21 protein-coding genes are annotated in these 22,948 nt (G+C 60.4%); 10 read left to right on the plus strand and 11 right to left on the minus strand.

From position 1 onward, the window contains the following. Positions 1–220 precede the first annotated feature (220 nt). Positions 221–1,459 carry an HAD-IIA family hydrolase gene (locus ACWA1U_RS05270; protein WP_463724291.1) on the minus strand — a complete coding sequence of 413 codons (1,239 nt, stop codon included), beginning with the start codon at positions 1,457–1,459 and terminating at the stop codon, positions 221–223. A gap of 275 nt (positions 1,460–1,734) precedes the next feature. Between ACWA1U_RS05270 and ACWA1U_RS05275 the strand changes: the two genes are divergently transcribed. From ACWA1U_RS05275 to ACWA1U_RS05285, 3 genes are all read left to right on the plus strand, one after another. Then, positions 1,735–1,857, plus strand: coding sequence for a hypothetical protein (locus tag ACWA1U_RS05275; protein WP_463724292.1), 123 nt, complete (start codon positions 1,735–1,737; stop codon positions 1,855–1,857). Positions 1,858–2,031: 174 nt separating this feature from the next. Further along, complete coding sequence (locus ACWA1U_RS05280) at positions 2,032–2,949, plus strand: ATP-grasp domain-containing protein (RefSeq protein WP_463724293.1); 918 nt, start codon at positions 2,032–2,034, stop codon at positions 2,947–2,949. Next, positions 2,939–3,490 carry a hypothetical protein gene (locus ACWA1U_RS05285; protein WP_463724294.1) on the plus strand — a complete coding sequence of 184 codons (552 nt, stop codon included), beginning with the start codon at positions 2,939–2,941 and terminating at the stop codon, positions 3,488–3,490. The genes ACWA1U_RS05280 and ACWA1U_RS05285 overlap by 11 nt, the downstream gene beginning before the upstream one ends. Before the next feature lie 912 nt (positions 3,491–4,402). On the opposite strand, the gene ACWA1U_RS05290 is transcribed toward ACWA1U_RS05285, so the two are convergent. Then, a complete protein-coding gene (locus ACWA1U_RS05290) occupies positions 4,403–4,789 on the minus strand; it encodes an ArsR/SmtB family transcription factor (protein ID WP_463724295.1) in 387 nt (128 codons plus the stop codon). Positions 4,790–5,084: 295 nt separating this feature from the next. On the opposite strand from ACWA1U_RS05290, the gene ACWA1U_RS05295 reads away from it, so the two are divergent. Continuing rightward, positions 5,085–6,026, plus strand: coding sequence for a cation diffusion facilitator family transporter (locus ACWA1U_RS05295; RefSeq protein ID WP_463724296.1), 942 nt, complete (start codon positions 5,085–5,087; stop codon positions 6,024–6,026). A gap of 829 nt (positions 6,027–6,855) precedes the next feature. Here the strand turns inward: ACWA1U_RS05295 and ACWA1U_RS05300 are convergent. Further along, complete coding sequence (locus ACWA1U_RS05300) at positions 6,856–8,058, minus strand: MFS transporter (RefSeq protein ID WP_463724297.1); 1,203 nt, start codon at positions 8,056–8,058, stop codon at positions 6,856–6,858. Further along, positions 8,055–8,939 (minus strand): NAD(P)-dependent oxidoreductase, encoded by an 885-nt coding sequence (locus tag ACWA1U_RS05305; protein WP_463724298.1) that lies wholly within the window; start codon positions 8,937–8,939, stop codon positions 8,055–8,057. The genes ACWA1U_RS05300 and ACWA1U_RS05305 overlap by 4 nt, the downstream gene beginning before the upstream one ends. Positions 8,940–9,022: 83 nt before the next feature. On the opposite strand from ACWA1U_RS05305, the gene ACWA1U_RS05310 reads away from it, so the two are divergent. After that, entirely contained in the window at positions 9,023–9,685 is a 663-nt protein-coding gene (locus ACWA1U_RS05310; RefSeq protein ID WP_463724299.1) for a CGNR zinc finger domain-containing protein, read from the plus strand. 590 nt (positions 9,686–10,275) lie between these two features. On the opposite strand, the gene ACWA1U_RS05315 is transcribed toward ACWA1U_RS05310, so the two are convergent. The 3 genes from ACWA1U_RS05315 to ACWA1U_RS05325 form a co-directional block, all read right to left on the minus strand. Continuing rightward, a complete protein-coding gene (locus tag ACWA1U_RS05315; RefSeq protein WP_463724300.1) occupies positions 10,276–10,773 on the minus strand; it encodes a universal stress protein in 498 nt (165 codons plus the stop codon). Between the two features lie 135 nt (positions 10,774–10,908). Then, positions 10,909–12,339, minus strand: coding sequence for an MFS transporter (locus ACWA1U_RS05320; RefSeq protein WP_463724301.1), 1,431 nt, complete (start codon positions 12,337–12,339; stop codon positions 10,909–10,911). A gap of 364 nt (positions 12,340–12,703) precedes the next feature. Further along, positions 12,704–13,867, minus strand: a complete 1,164-nt coding sequence (locus ACWA1U_RS05325) for an NAD(P)/FAD-dependent oxidoreductase (protein WP_463724302.1) — start codon at positions 13,865–13,867, stop codon at positions 12,704–12,706. A gap of 101 nt (positions 13,868–13,968) precedes the next feature. On the opposite strand from ACWA1U_RS05325, the gene ACWA1U_RS05330 reads away from it, so the two are divergent. The 4 genes from ACWA1U_RS05330 (at position 13,969) to ACWA1U_RS05345 (ending at position 17,890) form a co-directional block, all read left to right on the plus strand. Beyond that, a complete protein-coding gene (locus tag ACWA1U_RS05330) occupies positions 13,969–14,181 on the plus strand; it encodes a heavy-metal-associated domain-containing protein (protein WP_463724303.1) in 213 nt (70 codons plus the stop codon). Then, the gene (locus ACWA1U_RS05335; protein ID WP_463724304.1) at positions 14,178–15,197 is read left to right on the plus strand and encodes a heavy-metal-associated domain-containing protein; all 1,020 of its coding nucleotides are present in this window, start codon (positions 14,178–14,180) and stop codon (positions 15,195–15,197) included. The genes ACWA1U_RS05330 and ACWA1U_RS05335 overlap by 4 nt, the downstream gene beginning before the upstream one ends. 68 nt (positions 15,198–15,265) lie before the next feature. Then, positions 15,266–17,581, plus strand: coding sequence for a heavy metal translocating P-type ATPase (locus ACWA1U_RS05340; RefSeq protein ID WP_463724305.1), 2,316 nt, complete (start codon positions 15,266–15,268; stop codon positions 17,579–17,581). A 45-nt stretch (positions 17,582–17,626) separates the two neighbouring features. Next, on the plus strand, positions 17,627–17,890 hold the full coding sequence (locus ACWA1U_RS05345) for a YHS domain-containing protein (protein ID WP_463724306.1): 264 nt from the start codon (positions 17,627–17,629) through the stop codon (positions 17,888–17,890). Between the two features lie 658 nt (positions 17,891–18,548). On the opposite strand, the gene ACWA1U_RS05350 is transcribed toward ACWA1U_RS05345, so the two are convergent. The 3 genes from ACWA1U_RS05350 to ACWA1U_RS05360 all read right to left on the minus strand — a co-directional run bounded on the left by ACWA1U_RS05350 (position 18,549) and on the right by ACWA1U_RS05360 (position 20,932). After that, on the minus strand, positions 18,549–18,707 hold the full coding sequence (locus ACWA1U_RS05350) for a hypothetical protein (RefSeq protein WP_463724307.1): 159 nt from the start codon (positions 18,705–18,707) through the stop codon (positions 18,549–18,551). A gap of 305 nt (positions 18,708–19,012) precedes the next feature. After that, the gene (locus ACWA1U_RS05355; protein ID WP_463724308.1) at positions 19,013–20,332 is read right to left on the minus strand and encodes an MFS transporter; all 1,320 of its coding nucleotides are present in this window, start codon (positions 20,330–20,332) and stop codon (positions 19,013–19,015) included. Positions 20,333–20,395: 63 nt separating this feature from the next. Further along, positions 20,396–20,932 carry a carboxymuconolactone decarboxylase family protein gene (locus ACWA1U_RS05360; RefSeq protein WP_463724309.1) on the minus strand — a complete coding sequence of 179 codons (537 nt, stop codon included), beginning with the start codon at positions 20,930–20,932 and terminating at the stop codon, positions 20,396–20,398. A gap of 858 nt (positions 20,933–21,790) precedes the next feature. Between ACWA1U_RS05360 and ACWA1U_RS05365 the strand changes: the two genes are divergently transcribed. Further along, positions 21,791–22,132 carry a metal-sensitive transcriptional regulator gene (locus ACWA1U_RS05365; protein WP_463724310.1) on the plus strand — a complete coding sequence of 114 codons (342 nt, stop codon included), beginning with the start codon at positions 21,791–21,793 and terminating at the stop codon, positions 22,130–22,132. A 365-nt stretch (positions 22,133–22,497) separates the two neighbouring features. On the opposite strand, the gene ACWA1U_RS05370 is transcribed toward ACWA1U_RS05365, so the two are convergent. Further along, positions 22,498–22,881 carry a 2-oxo acid dehydrogenase subunit E2 gene (locus tag ACWA1U_RS05370; RefSeq protein ID WP_463724311.1) on the minus strand — a complete coding sequence of 128 codons (384 nt, stop codon included), beginning with the start codon at positions 22,879–22,881 and terminating at the stop codon, positions 22,498–22,500. Positions 22,882–22,948: the final 67 nt, after the last annotated feature.

Genomic DNA, 22,948 nt, shown 5'->3' on the forward strand with positions numbered 1-22,948 from the left:
CACCATTGGTTAGAGCCGCCGGGCGCTAGCGTCAGTTGGGCGTACCCCACTCCAGGCGGGACATCGCAAGAACAAACCACATGAGGTTTGGGCTCAATTCGCTCGCTAGGGGTGCGTCCATGTAACAACCATAGAACGCCAGCATTGAAAAAGATCTGGCGAGGGCCAGAAGCCGATTGGCGGTTTAAGGTGTGCGTTGAGAGATGGCCTGAGCAACACCTCAATCGATGAGCCCGGCCTCTCCTGAGAGGGCGTCACTGAGCCATCGCGGGTGCATGTACAGCAGGGGCGTCGGGAGCTGGTCGGGCAGAAAGAACGCCACCTGCGAGGTCTCGACACCATCGGCCTGCAACTGTCCACCAAATTGAAGGCAGGCGAACGTGGTGGTGACGAACTGGGTTACTCTTCCGTCGGGATAAGCGAACACCTGTGAGGTGGGGTCCGAATAGACTCCGATCAGCCGCTGAACTTGTACCTGCAATCCTGTTTCCTCGGTAACCTCCCGTACCACCGCCTGCGCGACAGTCTCGCCTGCCTCGACGTGTCCGGAGGGCAGCCCCCACCGGCCGTTGTCTATCCTGCGTCCCAGCAATACACGCCCGGTTTCATCGAACACCACCGCAGCTACGCCTGCGCGCACGTCCGCCGGCCACGGGTACGGCAACGCTCGCATCTCAGGCACCTCGATGCCTGGCGCGAACAGTTCAGCGAGGCCTGTGATTGTGGTCTCTGCGATGGTGGGGGCGTGCTGCTCACGCTCATTGCTCTGTGGTGTGGGTGCGATAAGGATTGCGGGAAGCCCAGCACGGTGGGCGCCGACCACATCCGTGGCGGGGGAATCGCCTACGACCACTACTTTCGTGGTGCTAGGAAGAGCGCGTTGGGCCAAGCGGAACATCTCGGGTCCCGGTTTGCCGATCACGACCGGCCGCCGGCCGCTGGCAACTTGGATCGCTGCAACGACCGCGCCTGTGGCCGGCCACGGACCGGTCGGCGTGGGGAACGTGGCGTCCCCGTTCGTCGCCACGAACAACACCTCGGTACGCAAGAGGGCGGTGGCGTGAGCTAGGTCCCGATAGGTGATTGTCTCATCGCAGCCGATTACGACTGCTTCCACCTCAAGACCCTCAGATGGTTCCACACCTTGGGCTGCCAGCTCATGGCGGAGGCCGTTGCTGCCCACCACGTAGGCACGGGTGACGCCGTGGTGGCGTAACCAGCGTGCTGTAGCCCACCCGCAGGACACAATCTCCTCCACCACGGCACTAACACCTAGGCGGCCCAACCGCTGCACCACCTCATACCGAGTCGGGCGGGGATCATTGGTCACGAACCGGACCGCTCGGCCTCGATCTCGCAGGCCAGACAAGGCTTCGCTCACACCAGGAAGCAGGACATCTCCGACATGCACCACGCCGTCAAGGTCAAGCAGAAAAGCATCAAATTGATCAACGATCACAACAACCTCCGAGGATAAGGGCAGTCAGCGCGCATGCTCACGCTGAGCCATCCCCCTCGGGCATTTTGTGCCAATAGGTGCCCTCCCGCCTGGCGGCGGAAGCTGCAGCGCTCGGTCACAGGCCCCCGAGTAAATCCGGAGCGGAACCCTAGCTGCCTTATCCCGGCTTGCACACGATCGTAACGCAGTTCCAAACAGCCTTGTGTTTGCCGTTAACCAAGGCAGGTTTTGAGCAGTGTCGCGGGAGCACCGGAGGCCAGCACTACGGCGCGGCCGTGGCCCAGCTCCGCGAGGTTGGCGGCGTATGTAGTCAGGCATGCCGGAACGGTGAAGACGACCTTGCCAAGATCGGGGGAGTAGATCAGGCGGTCAATCCGGCAGCCACATCGCTGGTGTAGAGGCTGCGCTAAGTTTCTGAAGCGAAACGGTATCCAGCGGATCTGCGGTGCTTACTGCCTCAATGAGGAGCGGAGTTGCCCCAGCCGTCCTTTTGCCCCTTAATCCTGACGACAATCGAAACGACACGTATCTGCGCCCGCGGAACTCTCTGCGTAACCTGCATACTTGGTCGCATGGCTACATCGTTGCTCGAAGGTGCACCGCGTGTCGCAGTCGCGACCTGTGCCGCCGTCCCGACTCTTGACGGGGACGGCCACGCGCTGTTGGCTGCTCTTGAACGCGCTGGGGTGGTCGCCGAAGTGCAGGTTTGGGATGACCCCGCGGTGGACTGGCAGGACTACGGCTCGGTGCTGGTGCGCAGCACCTGGGACTATACCCTCCGGAGAGAGGAGTTTTTGACGTGGGCCGCGGCATGCCCTGCCATTGCAAATCCCCTTGAGGTATTACGTTGGAACACTGACAAAAGCTACCTGGCTGATCTGCAAGTGGCCGGGGTACCCGTCGTGCCGACGGTCTATTTCGCTCCTGATGCGCCGTTCAAGGTTCCTTCGGACTGGGTAGCCGACGTCGTGGTAAAGCCGACTGTAAGCGCTAGCGCGGCGGACACCGGCCGGTACGCCAGCGGGTCCGCCGGCGCAGAAGCATTGCTGGAACGGCTGCACGAGGACGGCCGAGCGGTAATGGTTCAGCCGTACCTGCCTGCAATCGAGGCTGAAGGTGAGACGTCGTTAATCTTTTTGGGCGGCCGGTTCTCTCACGCCGTGCGCCGCCAGGCACTCCTGACCGGGAGCGGCACCCGAACACCCGTAGTGGGCGATGCCGCGCTGGCTGGGCTGCAACCGACGACGGCGACCACGGCACAGCATACTGTCGCGACTGCCGCTCTGCGCGCCGTCCCACACAGTGACGGTGGTAGAGGTCTTGCCTACGCGCGGGTAGACCTGATTCCTGGGCCGCGGGGCGAACCTCTGCTGCTCGAGCTTGAACTGGTCGAACCTTCGCTGTTCCTTACATATGCTCCCGCGGCGGCCATTAAGGAGCTCGCGGTAGCCGTCGCTATCACCGCAGAAGAGGCCAGCTGTGAACGCTGAAACAACAAATGCCGCCGTCGGAGCGACAGGGGGACTCGACGCTGCCTTTGCCGGACGTGTGGTTGATTTCACGGCCTTGACCGTCCTGGCCAGCGGCTATCAACCCCGGCCAATCCGCCCGATCGGGATTTGGGACCTGGCCGGGCAGGTGGTCAAGGCCTACAGCATCACCGCGCCTGGCCGTACCCTCGACCCGGTCCTTACCGAGCGAGTCAGGGCTCTGGCCGGTCCCCATTTGCTGGCGGACCGAGAGGTCGGTGGGTTGGGTCTGGCCGTGCTCATCCTGCACCTGGGAGGCGACGGGGACTATGTGATCCTGCAGTCTTGGATCGAGGGCTATATGTCCCGGCTCACTATTTTCTCCGGCCCGGCCGACAAGCCCCACCTACTGCGACCTGCACCCACAGGATTGGCCCCCTGCACTTGGGAGATCGCGGTCCTTGGTCATGAACGTGACGCCTACCAACGCCTGCTGTCTGCGCCAAATGTCACCGACGCGTTGTCACGTTGGACAACTGACACACTTAGCGCCGACATATAACCATCACTCCCGTGACACGGCTCTTTTACTATAGTCAATCGCCTCATCGCTCCGGCTGGGCCGCTAAGCGGTCGGTAGACGCGGCGGGCCAGATAACGCTTGATGCACGGCGCCTGCGGGAGGCGGCTGGGGTCCACGGGATACTTACTGCTGACCAGGCCGAGACGCGTGTTTGCGCCGCCAGTCAGAGGTGAACGAGAGGGGGTCGTGGAACACCGAGGCAGCCTTGGATCTAGTGGCGGAACCACAGGCGTTCTTTGAGAGTGCCTCAGAGGATATGCCGGACGGGCCGCGGTCCTAGAAACGCTGATTGCCATCTACCGATAAATGCTGGACGGACGATCCCTGCACGCGGGGCCGCTCAGCGCCGCAGAGCGGGTCGGAACCCTGCCGGCGCTGAACCCACTGCAGTAGGTGGACCAGGCACCCATGCAGGTCTATACGAAGCTGCTAGTCGAATGCGTCTACCTGAGATCCCTGTCGACCTTCTACTTGGGGCTGGAAGAGAACAGGCATCTCGAAGAACGCCGCCAGCTGGCCACGCGCCCGCCCCTGAACTGTCCTGCGTCACGGACGAATGGAAGGCCTGCAAGCCTCACCCAGTTCTTTCAAGCCGACGCACCCAGCGATTTGCGATCCCACAGGGCTACTTGGGGGGGACCGAACAGGTGATCGATGAACCCATCGACATCCTCAAACAGCGCGATTACCAGCCGCAGGACAAGGACCTGGGATCCACTCTGGATCTCGCCGACAAGCAGCGTCGAGACTACGCACTCAGCGTCCCTCCGCCTGGGAGTGACGTAGCTGCTTCCCCAGCAAACACTGTTAGAAAGAGGGACAATCCTCGTTGTCCCCGAGGCATGGTTCATCAGAGGCTATCAACGACAGACCAGGCCAAAAGAAAACGTACTATCGTTGCCGCCGGACTACTTCTATGCCATAAAGCGGGCAGAGCGTAACCGCGTCCCCGGTTAACGCAAGCAATTTCTCGGCTGCTGAGAGCATTTCGACCATCGCTTCTGGATGTGTGAGGGAGTAGACCGAGGCCCGCCCCTCCGGACGCGCGGCCACCATGCCAGTTTCCTTCAGGCAGGCCAGATGCTTTGACACGGTGCTCTGCGACAACTGTAGATGGGCGGTCAGGTCAACTACGCGATGTTCCCCGAGTTGCAGATGGTGCAGGATTACCAATCGCGACGGATCGCTGAAGCTATTGAAAAGCGACGCCGCCGCCATCATTGCACTCATCTCGGCAAGTGGCGTAACAGGGTCAACCCTTTTTGCCTTTATCGCCATAGGACGATGTTAGGCGCTGGATGAAGACACGTCGAGGAGCTTGCTTCTCGCCGTGTGCTCCAGCAGCTCGGTTAGGACCTTTCACAGGCGACCACGTTGGCAACCTAACAAGGAGCTGCATATAACTACATGTAGCGATATAATCGCTAGAGAGCGATCATTAAGATCGGGATGCAGAGTAGCGCACTTATCCGAAGGTAACTGCGCTGGCCCTGCTCTCTTGGCACTGCACATGCTGTTCTTGATCGCATCGTCCAATATTTAATACGCAACGAACTAACGAAGGAAAATGCAGATGGGTGCTGGACACAGTCATGGACAGGCTGGAGCGCAAGACGGGCAGCTCGGAGATTATAGAAGGAAGCTGGCGATGGCTTTCGTCATCACAAGCACCATTGTGCTCGCTCAGGCTATCGGGGCATGGACTACCGGAAGCCTCGCACTGCTGACTGACACAGCCCATGCCATTGCCGACGCATCAGGGCTGCTTGTAGCGCTGATCGCGGGGACATTGATGCTCAGGCCGCCGTCATCAAAGCGCACATGGGGTTTCCGGAGGATCGAAGTAATCGCTGCCTTGGGACAGGCAGCCCTGCTGCTTGTTGTCGGTGCGTATACGGCGATCGAAGGCATTGGGCGTCTTTTCGAACCCCCTAAGGTGCCAGGAGGAGATTTGCTCGTCTTCGGGATAGTCGGCCTGATCGCCAATCTCCTTGCGATCCTCATCTTGACATCGACCAGGAGCGCAAACTTCAATATGCGCGCAGCCTTCCTTGAGGTCATCAACGATGCCATTGGATCACTTACCGTCATCGTGGCGGCCATCATCATCGCGACCACCGGCTTCCAGCAGGCCGATGCCATCGCCGGCCTGCTGATAGCCATTTTGATACTCCCGCGAGCCCTCAAGCTGATGAGGGAGACATTATGTGTGCTCATGGAATTCGTCCCTAAGGGGCTAGACCTTGAGGACGTCCGCCACCACATTCTGGCATTAGACCACGTAACGGACGTGCATGATCTACACGCATCCTCTGTAGGCACAGGGCTGCCCACCCTTAGCGCTCACGTCGTAATGGAAGATGAATGCTTCGCCGACGGTCATGCTGCAGAAGTACTACACGAAGTGAAGAGGTGCGTCGCCGGGCACTTCGCCGTCTCGGTCGAGCACTCAACGTTCCAAATTGAGACGGAGCTCATCCGCGAACATGAACCCGCTGCCCTTACACATGCCTAACGTTTAGGACCAATAACGGGGAAGCGACCGGGAAGGTGGCCATCTGCCAATTCGATACGTCAGCTACTGGCAGCGACCAAGGGCTCCAGCAAGTGCGAGCTGCGAGGTGCCTTCATAGTTAGGAGAACCGAATCGGCTCTACTGCGCCCGCCTGCTACGGAGGCGACAGCAGGCCTTCGTGGGGCCCAAGCTTTGATCCACCGGTGATGGTTAAGGCGCCGATGGCAATTTAAACCAGGAGTGCCGGTTTCACAAGGAAAATGGAGCTGTCTAGAGCACGTTGACCACTGAGAAGACAGCATCTCGTGATCGCAGGTCTCCGTAAACGTGACGCCCTCAGTCTCCCGTGAGGAGGCCAGTCTCGTGTCAACTGCCCGGGCTGTTGGCGGTAATGGCCCCATCCCCGTGCCCTGGGTTGCAGGAATTGGATAACGAGGGGTGTCGGTGCCGTCGAAGCGGCTCTTCACCGCCTGCTACGCGCCTTCCACTCTGATTTCGTTCCTGCAGGCCCCCTCACGTTCGGACACGTCCGACAACCAGACGCTGCGGCCTCCCGTTTCGTGGCCAACGCGACAACCGTGACTACGCTGCTCGGGAGCCCCTGCCCGGACGACTTCGTGTTCGTCGACCATGACGACACGATCATTGCGGTCCACGGCTGCTCCAAGCAGTGATCCGGCTACGGGTATTCCGGCTCCGCGGTCTGAACGGCCTGCTGGCCCGCTGTCTTTCCCAGCAGCCCCTCCCGCCGGAGGAATGGTCGGCGGGGCGGTCGGGTTACGCGCCCGCTTTCGAGCCACTGACCGGTATGCATATGTATGCCCTTCATTTAAGGCGTGCTCCGCCTCGCGGAAAATACCTGTAATTGCGGGAGGACTACGAAGATTGCCAGAAGCGAAAGCCCTACTGCTGCCCAAGCAAGTAGCGCTGGAGTTTGTGAAGTGGCGAGAATGGCGCCGCCGACTAAACCACCGACAGCGACAGCGAGGTTGAACACCGCCACAAACACTGATTGCGCTGCATCGGTGTGCTCGACGGCTTGATCCGCGAGTGCAGTCTGCAGCAGTGCGGGCGCACCACCGAAACTGAATCCCCACACCGCGATCGCGCCGGCTATCACGATTGCGGTCAGGCCGGGGGATGCTAAGGCGAAGCTCGCGATTCCCATCAGGATGAGGGCACTCACAAGGGTGGCCCGCAACGCTCGATCGATGACGATCCCCGTAGCGGCAATTCCTGCGAAGGATGCAATTCCAAAAACTGCGAGTCCGATGTCTAGGCGCAAACCCGTCGGTGCGAGCATCGGGGCGATATAGGTGTACAGGATGTTGTGTGCGAGCACCCATGCCAACGCCACGGCGAGGACGGGACGGATCCCGGGGATCATCACCACCCGATGTAATGGGAACGTAGCAGCAGGTGCCCGGCCGGGTACGTCTGGCATCACGACACAAATCCACACCGCCAAAGCCGCGGCCGCTATGGAGATTCCGATGAAAATCCATTGCCATTCGATGACTGAGCCGGCCCAGGCGCCCAGCGGCACGCCGCAGGCAAGAGCGAATGGCTGCCCGATTCCTGCCACGGTCAGTGCGCGCCCCTGGTGTGTGGACAACACGAGACGTCGTGCGTAGCCAGGGAGTACACCCCAGATCAATGCGGCGGCAGCTCCAGCGACAAACCGGGCAGCGAGGATTAACGGATACCACTGTGCTAGGGCGGTAATGACGTTGAACAGCAGTAGCCCGAGCACGGCAGCCACGAGCACCTTTTTGCGGCTTATATGCTGCGTGGCAGCGACCAACGGGATTACGGCAATCATTGACCCGAGAGCGTAGAGGGTGACGAGCTGCCCCGCTGCCGACTCCGATATCCCGAGCCCTGTGGCGAGTTGAGGAAGGAGGCCAGCGGGAATTGTCTCTGTATAAATTGCCAGGAACCCAGCGGCGGCCAACGCGAGCAGCGCGGCCCACGGCAGGTGTACGGTCTCGAAGCTCGTCGCGGATCGGGCGACACTGCGAGTGCCGGTCATGGATGCGCCAGAAGGTCGCGGTGGCGTTGGACCTCGGCAAGTGCTGCCCAGTCTTGCTGTTCGTGTCCTGCCTTCATAACATCTGTCAGCAGGGTAGAGAGCAAATCGGCAATAGGTAGGCGCAAGCCTGTCAGCCCGGCCTGGGCGCGGGCAAGGTCAACATCCTTGCGGCCCAACGCAGGCGTAAAGCCGGCAGGCTCATACTTTCGGTCAGCGATCAACGCGCCGTACCTGGTGTAGACGGGTCCAGGGGTGATCGTCGAGGTCAGGATCTCGACAAGACGGTTGCCCTCGATCCCACCACGCTCTGCCATACTCACCGCCTCTGACAAGGCCTGAATCGCGGAGGCAATTACCAGCTGACCCGCAACCTTGACCACGTTTGCCTGCTGCGGCTGCTCACCAACGACCCAGATACCCGCACTGATTGCCTCCAGCAAAGGGCGCAGGCGCTCCAATACAGCAGCGTCTCCGGCGGTCACTATGTTCAACTTGCCAGCCTCAGCAACCGGGACACCTCCGAACATCGGCGCCGAAACATAGCCCACTGCCCGCTGAGCGTGAGCAGCGGCTGTTACTTCCGCCAGGTCGGGGCTGATGGTCGCGAGATTCACATGTACCGAGTCCGGGCCAACCTTATCCAGAACCCCACTGGTCAGGAACACTTCGCGCACCGCCACGTCATCAGCCAGAACCGAAATGACGATTCCTGACGCAAATATTTCGGTCACGTCCTGTACGGCAGTGGCCCCCAGCTCGACCAATGGCTCAGTCCTAGCCCGATCACGGTTCCATACCGCGACTTTGAACCCGCCTTTTAGAAGATTCCGGGCAATAGGAGCCCCCATCGCCCCCGTACCCACCACAGTCACATTAGCCATCGCACACACGCTTTCTCTGGAACCTACTCAGACGGTTCCACTATGGCACATATAAGACTCAAAGAACCATCTAAAGTGGGTCTATGAGTGCAACGGCTGATAACGGAGTCTTCGAAATTTCGCTGAGTAAGGCATCGCCCCCGCCTTTCCGCTTGGATAATGAACAGTTGGCGTTTCGTTTCACAGCCACTCTCAGTGACCGTGGTGGCGACCGTGTGGAACGATTGCCAACCCCGGAACGTCTGGATAACTGGCTTACCGTCAACGAGGTCAGACTGACGTCGCATTCGGCTACCAACGCGCACGTCGACTTTGCACGCCACATTCGTGAAGTCATTCACCGTGTCGGTACCGCCGTTGCCAAGAAGGAAGTCCCGCGTCTTTCCGATTTGAGGCATCTCAACGAACTGTCCCGCGGCAGCCAGACTTACCCCGAACTTGTTAGTGGCATTTTGCGCTGGTGCACCGACTCGGATGATCCTGTCCTCGCCGCGCTCGGATTCATCACCCATGACGCGATCACGGCGCTTGGAGGGTCGCTACGAGACCATGTGAAGGCATGTGAGAATCCTGCCTGCGGTGGTCTGTTCGTCGACACCAGCCGCGGACAGAACCGCCGTTGGTGTTCCATGAACATCTGTGGGAATCGTGCCAAAAAAGTCCGATTCCGCCATAGCACAGCCGGTGGTTTCACGCCTCGCGGGCAGCCAACAGATGGCCTCGGCAGCGCTTCCTCCGCACTATAGGGACACTGTTGCTCGGCTGTATCGATTTACTCATCAGCAAGCCACCAGTCCGGTTCAGTAGGGTCAAAGAAAAGGAGACAGCTTTGTGCCCTACTGAAATGGCACGGGCACTCTCAGAACGGCGTGATTGACGAGGATCCGGTCTCCGCCTTCGACCTGCTGGGCGCTATGGACCGTGATTCGCTTAAGGGTGCCTGCGACCGCGGTGAATGATAATCGCTCCATTTGTGCGACCAATTTTCTCCCGAAGGATAAGCCCCGGACCATGAGTCCCCCTCCTGCAGTGCCGGGAGCCGGACATGAATGCTGTGTCGTTTTTCGTAGCAGTACCGATATCCAAAGAGATTGCGACTTTACGCCTGAGTCCCGTGGCACAGCTGGCCCCAACCGGTAGTATCGAGGTCCCTCGGCGTCCAAAGCTTGTATTCATCCCGGACTAACTCATCAACCTTGGGAGCCCCGACGGGGTCGTCGGCGCCGGCGTACCGTATATTTCCCCCCATTCGTACGGCACGCCGGCACTCGACGCTAAACCATAGGGACATTATCGGCGTCACCATAGAACGGAACAGTTATTCGAGGGTGAAAGGTTAGCGCAGGCTGCGGCGGGCCCGTGCGACTTCCGTGGAAGGTATTACTAGCGTAGATCGGCTGGTGTGGTGTAGGACGTTTGTTGCAGTGCTACCCAGGATTGTGGCGCGTAGTCCACGGCGGCCGCGCGATCCGATCACGACGAGTGCGGCGTCAAACTCGTCAGCGGCTGCCACTATCGCCTCGGAGGCAGTGGCCATAGTAGACGAGACTCGCGGCACGGCAGCGAGGCCGGCATTAACGGCGTACTTCGCCCCCCGGGCCGCGATCTGTGCAGAGGTGTCGTTGCTTGCAGCATCGAGGTTTCTCAAGTCTTCTAACGCCCCATGTCCCTCAAGGTGCGCGGCGAGACTCTCCAAGGGCTGTCGAGCGTAAAGAATGATCGTGGCAGCACCTGGAAAGAGCTCGGATATTTGGTCGATGGCGGCGATCGCGTCCGGTGAGCCGTCGAAGGCGATGAGAATCGGTGTGTCGATCGAGATGGGCGTGGTAATCATGGCTTTCCACTTCTTCATGTTTGATGGCGGAATTTGAGATGAGGTCGTGAGCGGAGGTCCCGCTTGTTGTCGCCGGGGTCGGGTAGGTGCGCATATAAGCGCCTACCCGACCGATACTTTGCAGGCGGTGTCTAACTAGTGAGCTGCCGTAGTGACTTTTTCGGGTTGCGGGGTGCGCAACGTAATTGCGGCGAGAAGTGCGCCAGCGAGGGCGATAATCCCTGCGCCGAGGAAGGCCGCGGAGAAGCCGCTGGTGAGGGCTGTTTCGTTTCCTATCTGGTCGGCCCCGTAGGAAGCGGCGACTGCGGTCATGGCTGCCAGTCCGAGGGCTGAGCCGACTTGGTAACTGGTGTTGACGATGCCTGACGCTAGCCCACCTTCCTCGGGACGGGCAGAGGAGATCGCGGTTCCCAGTGAAGGGATGAATGCCAACGACATGCCTAAGGCAGCGACCAGGGAAGCGGGTAGTACGTCTACCCAGAAGTTGCCATCTGGGCGGATCAGGGACAGCCAGCCCATGCCTGCGGCGAGTACGAGCAAGCCGGTGACGATCATTGCCTTCGGGCCGAAGCGGTTGATTGCAGCAGGAGCGAGTGCGATCATTCCGATCATGATCAATACTGTCATCGGCAGGAGTGCGGCACCGGACGGGAAGGCGGAGTAGCCGAGCACCTGCTGCAGATAGAGGTTGAGGAAGAACCACATTGGGATCCAAGCGCCACCCAGCAATAGCTGTGCGAGGTTGGCCGCACCGAGATTGGGGGTTCGGAAGATCGACAACCTCATGAGCGGCTCTCGGCGCTTGCCTTGAACGATGAGGAAGATGATGAGGAGGACAGTTGCAACGCCTAGTGCAATCCAGGTTTCGCCGGAGTTCCATCCGACTTCAGGGGCCCGAACGATTCCATAGACCGCCGCGCCCAGACCGCCGGTGACGGTGAGCGCCCCGAGGATGTCGACTGAACCCCGGCCTGCCATCGCGCCACTGGGCATAAGGGCAGGGGTAGCGATTAGTGCGATGATCGCGACTGGGATGTTGATGTAGAAAACCCAAGGCCAGGAGATGTACTCGGTGATTACTCCGCCCAAAAACACGCCGGCGGTGCCGCCAGCCGGCGCCGCTGCGCCGTAGAGCGCAAGGGCTTTGGTGAGTTCCTTTGGAGAGGAACCAAATAGCATGATCAGCAAAGTCAGGGCGGACGGAGCAATAAATGCGGCGCCGATACCTTGAATAGCGCGTCCGGCCAGCTCGAGCACCACGGTATCTGCGAGCCCGGCCAGTAGGGATCCCGCCAGCAGGATAGCCCAGCCGATGCTGAACAACCGGCGTGCACCAAAGATGTCAGATAGCCGGCCACCGAGAAGTAGCAGACCACCAAACGCAACGACGTAGGCGTTGAAAACCCAAGATAGGTTCTCTTGGGTGAAACCAAGATCAGCCTGCATTTGCGGCAGTGCCACGCCGATAATAGAAGTGTCCATGATGACCATGAACTGCGCGGCCGCTATGAGGACTAGTGCCCACCAGCGGCGGTTAGACCGCGGGGGTTGCACTTCAGTTGACATACGAATCTCTCCTGTTACTTATACGGGGTATGGGTATGAGGTACGGATACCGAGCATACCCTACCGGGGTATGTTTTCTCGGTCAAGAGGTGAACCGGCAGAAATGGACGTTTCCGCCGGTCGGTCCGGAGATGTCGCACCTTTCGACGTTGCACTGACCGCCTGAGGCACGGCTGATTGCCGCAACCGCCGAAGGCACATCACCCACGAGATCGCAGATGGTGACTGTCTTCGAGCTAGTGCATGACCACCACGGTGCCGGCCTGCTCCGTCTGCCAGAGAAAGTCGGTGACATCCCTGGCTGCTATGCGCCAACAGTTCGGGGGGAAATCAACCTCTCCTTGTCCGGTGTTTGTCGGCGGGGTTACGGGGCAGTGAGCTGGCTGCGGGCCGACAGCAATTGAGGGAATGCGTCCAGGCCAGCCACAGCGGTCATGGCGCCGTCGGGGTTGTGGAAACTGGTTAGTAATGACTCGGAGGAGCCGGTGTAGTGCTGTCGTTCGGCGGTGTCGAGCAGCGCAGGGCCGTAGGCCGCGGCTGAGCGCTGGTAGAGGGTGATGGTGAATCCAGTGGTGGGTATATAGGGGGCCGGATCCTGCCTGCCGGTAAGGTCGCGCAGCGCCACCTGTGCTGCGTGGGCGCCCTGGTCGACGGCGGCGTCCCAGTGATCGATGCGGTATGGCTGCCCACTACTGGCCGTGTGAAGCGCGACGCCGCCAGCCCCGTAAACCCTCTGATAGTCGAGGGCTCGCAATTGTGAGTCCACCGCTATTCCGTCGTCGCTACCCGTCAGCCAAGCCGATGTGGGCTTAGTGCCGTGTGCAATGAGGACAATATCTGATTCCAAAGAATCACCCTCGTGGAGGGTGACGGTCGCCGAGGCGGAACCGGTGGAGATATTAGTGAAGGATTGCCCGAAGTGTGTCTTCACGTGGGCGCGGTGCAGCTCGGCGATGCGTTTTGCGACGTGTTCGCCGAGTGCTGAGGCAAGAGGCGTGGACGAGCGGGAAACGAGATTGACACGCGCACCTGTTTCGACCAGGTAACTGGCGGCCTCCGAGCCGATGAATCCGGCACCCAGGATGGTGACTGTAAAATCACGAGGGTGCTTCTCGAGTTGGGCGCGAAGTCGCGCGGCATCATCCACGGTGTGTAGGTGAAACACCCGCTCCGGGGGGGTGATTGAATGGCCGGACGGCTGTGGTGCGCTACCGCTGGCCGCGATGAGCGCGTCGTACCTCAACTGCTGGCCGTCCTCCAATGTGAGGATGGAAAGGTCGGTGTCCACTGATGTCACCTTGTTCTGAACAAGGTCGGCCTCAACTGCGGACGCTCCTGGCTGGACGATCTGTTCTGCTGTGAGCAGCCCGGATAGCACGGCTTTGTTGACGAGTGTCCGGTTGTAGGGCCGGTGAGTTTCGCCATTTATTACTGTCAGCGACCCCACGTAGCCTTCCGCGCGCAGTGTCGCGGCAGCACTGATGCCTGCTGCGCCCGCCCCGACGATGACTATTCTTAGCTGTTTCATTAGACCTTCCGATTAGTAGTATGGTTTGACACGGTTACCCCCCACGGGTATATTCGATCATACAGGTACCCCCTAGGGGTATGAAACGAAAGGAAGTCAAGATGACTACCACTGAATTTCAGGTCACCGGCATGACGTGCGGGCATTGCGAGATGTCCATCCGCGAAGAGGTTGAGGAGATTTCCGGTGTTGACTCCGTCGAGGTGAGCCACAAGACCGGCAAACTCGTAGTGAGCGGCAACGAGTTCGTCGAGGAGAGTGCGGTTCTAAAGGCCGTTGAGGAAGCCGGATACAAGGCGGTCCGGTCCTCATGAATGCTGCAGGGCGCCTCGCAGCGTATGCAGCCGGCTTGGCAGTAGCGTTTGGTGGTGCCTTCGCTGCCGCGGGAGCGCTCGTTCCTGAAGGAACGGTTACGACCTGGGCGCAGAGCGCCAAAGGCCACACGATGGATCAACAGTCCGCCGCGGCGGGGCACAATGGAGGTCACGGCGAGTCCGCCGAAGCGGCCTCCAACGCGCAGCAGATGGAGCCTTCTGTCGGCGGTGTAACGGTGGCCCAAGCCGGATACCAGCTTGAAGGGCTATCTGTTCCTGAGGGTATCGGGCAGAACAGCGAGCTGTCCTTCACTATCGCCGGACCTGACGGCAAGCCGGTCACCAGTTATGAAGTCGAGCACGAGCAGGATCTGCACCTTATTGTGGTGCGTTCCGACGGAACCCATTTCCGGCACGTGCACCCGGTCATGGACGAGGCTGGACGCTGGTCCTTGCCCTGGTCCTGGGACGCTGCCGGCACCTACCGTGTCTACGCAGACATCGTTCCCACAGAATCCGGCGAAAAGCTCACGCTCACCAGCACGGTAGACGTGGCCGGCGAGTTCAAGCCGGCCGCACCTGAGGTATCCGCGACGACGAACGTTGACGGTTTCGATGTTTCCCTGAACGGTGACCTGTCCGCCGGCGCCGAGTCGATGCTGACCGTCAATGTCAGCCGTGACGGGCAGCCGGAGACCGGGCTGCAGCCCTACCTTGGTGCCTACGGGCACCTAGTGGCCCTCCGCAAAGGAGACCTAGCCTACCTGCATGTGCACCCTGAGGGAGCAGAGCCGGTGGGGGAGGAAACGTCCGGCCCGGAGGTCGAATTCGCCACCACGGCGCCCACGGCGGGTCGCTACTACCTTTACTTCGATTTCCAGGTCGATGGCACCGTGCACACCGCGCAGTTCACCCTCGACACCACTGGATCCAACGCAACGACACCTGATCACGGCACGACCGACGGCAGCACGACCGACGACGGCGCGTCCGACGACAATCACAGCGACCACTAACTGACCACTATTATCCCCAAGGGCCCGCCGGACTAGACGGGCCCACCATTGGGGAGAAAGAAGTTCCCATGTCTGCATCCGCGGCCCAGCCGCAGACGCCCAGCATCGACATCGACCTCAAAATTGGTGGAATGACCTGCGCGTCGTGCGCCAACCGGATTGAGCGCAAGCTAAACAAGCTTGACGGCGTCGTGGCCACGGTCAACTACGCCACCGAGAAAGCCCATGTCAGTGCCCCTGCCGGTTACGACGCGCAGGCCCTGGTCGCTGAAGTGGAGAAGACCGGCTACACCGCAGCGCTCCCTACCCCCAAGGGTGGGCAGCAGGCAATCAACGACGACGAACGCCCCGATACTGAACTGCTGGCTCTCAAGCACCGCCTGATTGGCAGTGCTATCCTCGCCATCCCCGTCATCGCGATGGCGATGATCCCCGCATTGCAGTTCACCTACTGGCAGTGGCTCTCACTGGCCATGGCTGCGCCGGTCATCCTGTGGGCTGGCTGGCCCTTCCACAAAGCAGCGTTCACCAACCTGCGACATGGTGCAGCTACCATGGACACCCTGATTTCGATGGGCACCAGCGCGGCCTTCCTGTGGTCCCTGTACGCCCTGTTCCTCGGCACGGCCGGTACTCCCGGAATGACGCACCCGTTCGAACTGACCGTTGCGCCCACCGACGGCGCCAACAACATTTACCTCGAAGTCGGCGCCGCCGTCATCATGTTTATTTTGGGAGGGCGCTACTTCGAGAAGCGTTCCAAGCGCGAGGCAGGAGCAGCGCTGCGTGCACTCCTGGAGCTCGGCGCGAAAGAAGTTGCAGTCCTACGTGACGGAGTCGAGACCCGCATCCCGACCGAGCAGCTGACTGTGGGCGATGAATTCGTTGTGCGACCCGGTGAGAAAATCGCCACCGACGGGATCGTCGTCAATGGCCGCAGCGCAGTCGATGAATCGATGCTGACCGGTGAGTCCGTGCCGGTAGAAGTCGGCGAGGGGGACCCCGTCACCGGGGCAACCGTCAACTCCGGCGGACGGCTCGTCATCCGCGCCACACGGATCGGAACCGACACTCAGCTGTCGCAAATGGCCAAGTTGGTGGAGAACGCCCAGTCGGGAAAGGCAGAGGTCCAGCGTCTGGCTGACCGGATCTCCGGGGTGTTCGTGCCGATCGTTATCGTCATTGCCGTGGCGACGTTGGCCGCGTGGCTAGGAGCCGGATTCCCGATAACGGCAGCGTTCACCGCCGCCGTTGCCGTGCTCATCATTGCCTGCCCGTGCGCCCTCGGTCTGGCCACACCCACGGCACTACTGGTCGGTACCGGACGCGGAGCCCAGCTGGGCATCCTCATCAAGGGACCCGAAGTGCTCGAATCTACCCGCAAGGTCGACACCATCGTCTTGGATAAGACCGGTACCGTCACCACAGGAAAGATGACTCTGCAGGGCGTGCACACCGCATCCGGCACAAACGGTGAGGAACTGCTCCGCATCGCCGGCGCCCTCGAAGACGCATCCGAGCACCCCATCGCCCAGGCGATCGCCAAGGGAGCCACCCAACGGGTCGGCACACTTCCTACCCCGGAATCCTTCAAAAACATCGAAGGGCTGGGCGTGCAGGGAGTCGTCGACGGGCACCTAGTTATCGTGGGACGAGATTCGATGCTGGCGGAATGGTCTCTGACCATGCCCCAGGACCTCGCCGACGCCAAGTCAGCGGCAGAATCAGCCGGACAGACCGCTGTCGTCGTCGCATGGGATGGCGCCGTTCATGGTGTGCTGACCGTCGCCGACGCCATCAAGGAAACAAGCGCGCAGGCCATCGAACAGTTTCGGGTCCTCGGCCTGACCCCGATCCTGCTCACCGGTGACAACAAGGTGGTCGCCAAGCAGGTCGCAGCTGAAGTTGGGATCACCGAGGTGATCGCCGAAGTGCTGCCTCAGGACAAGGTCCGGGTCATCACGGACTTGCAGGCCCAAGGCAAAGTCGTGGCCATGGTTGGCGACGGCGTGAATGATGCGGCCGCCTTGGCAAAGGCCGATCTCGGGCTCGCCATGGGCACCGGAACCGACGTGGCGATCGAGGCAGCCGACCTCACCCTGGTTCGAGGAGACCTCCGAGGCGCCGCAGATGCCATCCGGCTCGCGCGCAAGACCCTCGGAACGATCAAGACGAACCTGTTCTGGGCGTTCGCCTACAACGTGGCCGCGATCCCGCTGGCCGCCCTGGGCTTGCTCAACCCGATGCTCGCTGGAGCAGCCATGGCGTTCTCGAGCGTCTTCGTCGTCGGCAACAGTCTTCGCCTTCGCTCGTTCACCAGCAAGGCGGTGACCCCTCCGCGGGCCGCCCAGAGCTCCAGCGTGCGTCAGCCGGTCGACGCCTAAACCCATCAACAACCCATCAACAACCCAACCAAAAGGACACAACACATGGGACAGAACACCGGAAGCTGCTGCGGCGGCCCCACCACCACGGATGCCCAGAGCCAGGAAGTGAACCTCACGGCCAGCCCGGAGCAGTCTGCCGAGGGGATTGCATACTGCCAGGTTATGGGCGGCACGCCCGTGGTCAAGGTCGAGGCCGAGGCCAAGGGGCTTTTCCGCGACTACGAGGGTGAGCGGTACTGGTTCTGCTGCGCCGGATGCGGTCCGGCTTTCGACGCCGATCCTGCCAAGTACGCATACGCCAGCTAACCGCTCGCGCAAGGAGCTCGATGGTGCGGGATCATTATGGTTCCCGCACCACCGAGCTTCTTCGTGCTTGCGTCCTTCGCTGCCGTCAGCTTCCCCTACTGGTTCAACCCGCATCAGTCGCAGCTGAAGTTAGCGGCCGCACTCCACACTTGGCGCCCCTCCCGCCCGTTCGCCCGGCCCTGCACCTTTGACTGCGCTTCTCCGACGGGATACCGGCACGATAGACAGTCACTCCCAGAAAACTAGATTGAGGAACTCTTCATAAAGCGTTACTTCACGCTTTCCGCAGCGACCCTGGCCGCCGTCTTCGTCCTGACCGGTTGAGCCTCCCGCGAACCCGCCAGCCAGAATCTCGACCGGGCTACCACCACCGCACCGTCGGTCACCGCCGCGCAACTCAGGGCCCAGCATAACGACGCCGACACCGCATTAGCCCACATGATGATTCGCTACGGCGAGTGGAATGAGGGAGATCTCGCTCGCCAAGGGACCAACGAATATGTATCTCCTGCCCATGTTAAATTTGGACAGGAGCCGGAAGCGAACGTATGAGCGGCAGCTGCCGCAACGGGGTTGCAAGGAGCGGAACTCCTCGAGGGCGATAGCGATTTCGCCTCAAGGCGTGGTCCCTCGCCGTTCCTCCTTCAGCTCGTCCGAGTCAGAGCTCATGTTCACCCATCCGTTGCCGCGCGGTGGTCGTTGCGGGCACAGTGATCCCCATTCCCACCGCTTGTTCTCCAGCTGTGTCACCGGGATCCATTCGGGTACACCACGGCATGAGCGTGTTCCCGTGCCCGACGGGGATGGATTCTGTCACCGGTCGGATTCTGCCGGCTTACGCATAGCGACCGGTTCGACGTCACCGGTGACCGGGTCGAAAGATCTTCACCCCTACCATCGACCTGATAAGACTCGGTACCGCTCATCCCGTCGTTCAGTCCTCCGGACACCCAAGGGAGGCTCGGATCTACAGGAACAGGATGGGCGAAAACCTTCAAGATGCACATTTCCCGCATTCCGCAAGGGCTCCAAGCTAGGGATGAAATTACCTACCCAAAATCTGCTTCCAGGCTCCGGGTATACCGCGGTGAATCCAGCTGAGTATCTGAAGTTTTCGCGTGGTTATGCTGCCCGGACGCATGCGCATTGACCGGCTGCCAGGGTGCCCTCTGCGGCCTCTGCCTCCGACAGTGTTGGCGTTTGTGGTGCCCGGCGGGGGGAGATCGCCGGAACGGGAACGGTTTCGCCTGCTTCGGAGCGCGGCCACAGGAAGAGCGCTGTGATCGCGCCAGCCGCGGCGAGGCCCGCCAACACCGACCAGGTGGTGGTGAAGCCAGCGCTTGTGCCAAGCCAACCGGCGATGGGATACGTGATCAGCCAGGCGAGGTGGGACAGGGAGAACTGAGCTGCGAAGACCTCGGGGATGCGGTTCGGTTCGACTGACCCGCGAAGGACACGGCCCGTCGGGGTGACTATCATCGCCATGCCACCACCAATAACCGCCCACGTGATCGCTGTACCAGTCCATGTGATTGACTCTGTCGCGGTGAGTGTGACCGCCGCTACGGTGCCAGCGACGAGTACGGCAGCCCCGGTCATCATCACTGAGCGGTCGGTGATCCGGTCGAGCACGCGGGGAAGCGCGAGTGCCGTCAGCAAGGTGCCGGCCCCGGAGGCGGCGAGCATCCAACCGACCTCCGGCTGGGAACCGCCCAGTTCATCGCGCACGTAGTTGACGGTGCTCACAATCACGATCGACCCTGCCGCAGCGACGACCAGATTCAGCGCCATGATGCCGCGAAGACGTGGTGTTCTGACGAAGGTCCTGATTCCTGAAGCAGCCCTGTCCCATGCCTTCGTGTGAGCGCTGGGACGCGCGTTGGGGATGCGGGTCAAGAGGACGAGAACAGCGGAAACGATGAATCCGATAGAGGTGCCGATGAAGAGTAAGTTGAACGTCATGAAGCTCAGTGCGATTGCCGCCAATAGCGGGCTGAGCAGGCTCTCCATAGTGTAGGCGACCTGGGATGCGGACAAAGCGCGCGTATAGTCGGCTTTTTCGGTCACGATGTCCGGAATGACGGCCTGGAATGTCGGCGTGAATGCGGCGGACGCCGCCTGAAGGAGGCCGATCAGAACGTAGATATGCCAGATCTCGGTGACGAACGGCAACCCGAGGACTACGCCACCGCGCACTACATCGAGTGTGACGAGGAAGGCCCGCCGGGGGAGCCGGTCGACGTAGGCCGCCGCGAGTGGAGCGATCAGCACATAGAGCACCATCTTGATGGTTAGGGCAGTACCGAGAACTGCCCCTGCTCGGGGACCAGCGAGGTCGTAGGCAAGAAGTGCGAGGGCGACAGTCGCCAGCCCTGTGCCGAAAAGGGCTATCACCTGGGCGCTGAATAAGTGTCGGTAGTCGCGGATTGCGAAAAGACGCATGAGGCACCTTTCATTTCTATGCAGCGGGTCGGCCCTGGGAAGGTCGTTTCCTCAAATAGGGGTCTAGGGTTTCTGCTGGCCCGTTGGGCGGCCTGGGCTTAGCCCGGCCACGAGATTGAAGGCCCCGGTGAGAATGTTGAGTGAGACAATGCCGACGACATCGATGATCTCCCGATCGCTAAAACCGTGATCGTATAAAGCAAGAACCTGCTCATCTGTGATGGCCGTTGGTTCGCGATAAATTTTCAACGCGAGGTCGATGATTGCCGCGGTCGCGGGATTCGCTGAGGTTCCGGCGCGGGCTTGTTCGATCTCATCCTCAGTGACACCAGCTGTGTGCGCTGCCTCGGTGTGCGCGTCAAGACACAGACCGCAACCTTGCTGCATCTGGACTGCAATCGAAATTTGTGCGCTGATCCTTCGGTCGAGCTTGACGCCCTTCATGGAGCGGCTGAGGTGGAGGTAGCCGTTCAGGACCGCAGGCGAGTGCGCCATGGTTGAGACCATTTCCCCAGCTTGGCCATGTAGGGAGACCAGATCGGAGAGGATGTCACGCGAAGCGCCAGCTGTTCTGGGCGTGAGTCGGGGAAGGCGAGGCATGATGGTCCTTCAGGCGTGTTTGCTTGTGGAAAGGGTTTGCGGGGCTTCGAAATCATCGAGGGTCAGCGGTCGTGGCGGATTGGTGCCCTTATATCGCTAGGTGGAGCCGGTTTCGTTCTGGATGGTTTTTATGCGGGACGCGGTGTGCACGGAGTCTGCGCGATCCGGACGGTGTCCTCGTGCTGGAAGCCCAGATGCAGGCGGTCAGTCAGCCGAAGGTGCCGTCGCGAAAAAATAAAACCTCTGAGTCTAGCGCGATAGTTCCGTCACCCGAGTCTCCTCCGGATGCGTCGCCGACCCACTGCTGTATGGTCTCCACCACCATGATCGGTGTGTGCAGTGGTGGTCATCGCAATACTCCCTACTGATGTCAGGATCAACAGTGATGTTGGCCTTAGTTAGCGCCCCCAGTGTGGATACCTCGTGGGGGGTACTAGCCATAAGAAATGTACCCCCCCGGGGTATGTATGTCAAGAAGTGAGATCACGAGTACTCCTTCCAGATCAGGGAAGAAGTTCTCCTGCGGGGACCCATTACCCTAAGGGGGTAGCGGTAAAGATGATAAAATAGCACAGGTGTGGTAACGAGAGGCATTCTTATCGCCCGATTGGATGTCATCGGGGAGGGATAGAGAAGGACAATGCTCGCCAACTCACTTCTCCAGCATCCACTGAGTGGTGGACTTCGAATACGCCGATAAACTAGAGATTGGAGCACTCCTATGAGCAAGCTGCTTCACTGGGCCGCGGCCTGCCTGTTGCGGTGCGCTGCTGCCGCAGCCGCGCAAGCCCTCCAAGATCGATCGTCTCATCGTCCGATGGGATCGCTGACCCACCCGAACAGACTGCAAGGAAAAGCATGACCACCTCCCACACACAGCTGCCTCCTACCTCCGTAGATGAGGCTCAGAGCCAGATGACCCACGGTTACATCACTGATAAAGACCGCTACCTTGCTCGCCTCAAGCGTGTCGAAGGTCAGGCTCGGGGTATCGCCAGGATGGTTGATGAGGAGCAGTACTGCATCGACATTCTCACCCAGATCTCCGCGCTGACAGCTGCCCTTCGCGGGGTCGCACTGGGACTGCTCGATGACCACATGAAGCATTGCCTCCTCGACGCAGCCCAGCTCGGTCCGGTAGCTGCGGAGGCCAAAATTCAGGAAGCGTCTGATGCTATCGCCCGCTTCGTCCGTTCCTGACATTCTCGCTACGAAATTCGATCGTTACGCGAGCTAGTGAGGAACAGGGCGAGGGAAACCGTGAGGATGCTGATCGGTTGCAATTGGCCGCAATGACAAAGGTTCATTCAGTTTGCAGACTGCGGCCGCGGGTACCAACTGAGGACAGGCGTTCAGATATCTGACGCCAACGGCCAGGCATTATCCACCCGAGACTTAGCTGCCAAGCAGAAACCCGCGTAGGAGTTCAGGCATAGATCCCCTTACCGTAACCGTCAAAAAACACGGGAGGGCTTTTCGGTAGGATAGTCAGCTGGCGGGTTTGACGATCTGTATGCAGTTGCGCGGGATCTGCCGAGCCTCAGCCCCCTCTGCGTACTTCTCCCTCACATCTGTCCGGAGAGGTCTGCAAGGCATACTTCGACGTATTCGCGGCAACCGTGGATGACGGAAACGGTCAGGCCAGCATCTGTTGCGACAGCGATTCCAATATTGACGTCCTCGAACGTGGTCACTCCTTCGTCGGAATAGTGTGCGTTCAGTTCCTTTTTCTCGGACAGCGCGGTGGCAACGGCGAGATGAGACAGTCGGGCACTGTCGATTGGGGTGAAATCGACTTCATTGTGAGAGCGTTCGTCATATCTACTTCGATGGTGAGATGAAATGCGGCGCTTGCCAGGCGGTAACCATATGTTTCGCTGCTGTACGCCGGTGCCTTTGAGCGGTTGTGTGATTCCGTGGAGGGTTGAAATGTCGTTGGGAGTAGTCATGAGTTTCCTTTCTGTTTCGAGGCTCGATCAGATGTTGATGCTGTATCCGGCTGCACCATGGAGGACT

This window comes from Arthrobacter sp. TRD_SC_6, from assembly GCF_055361185.1.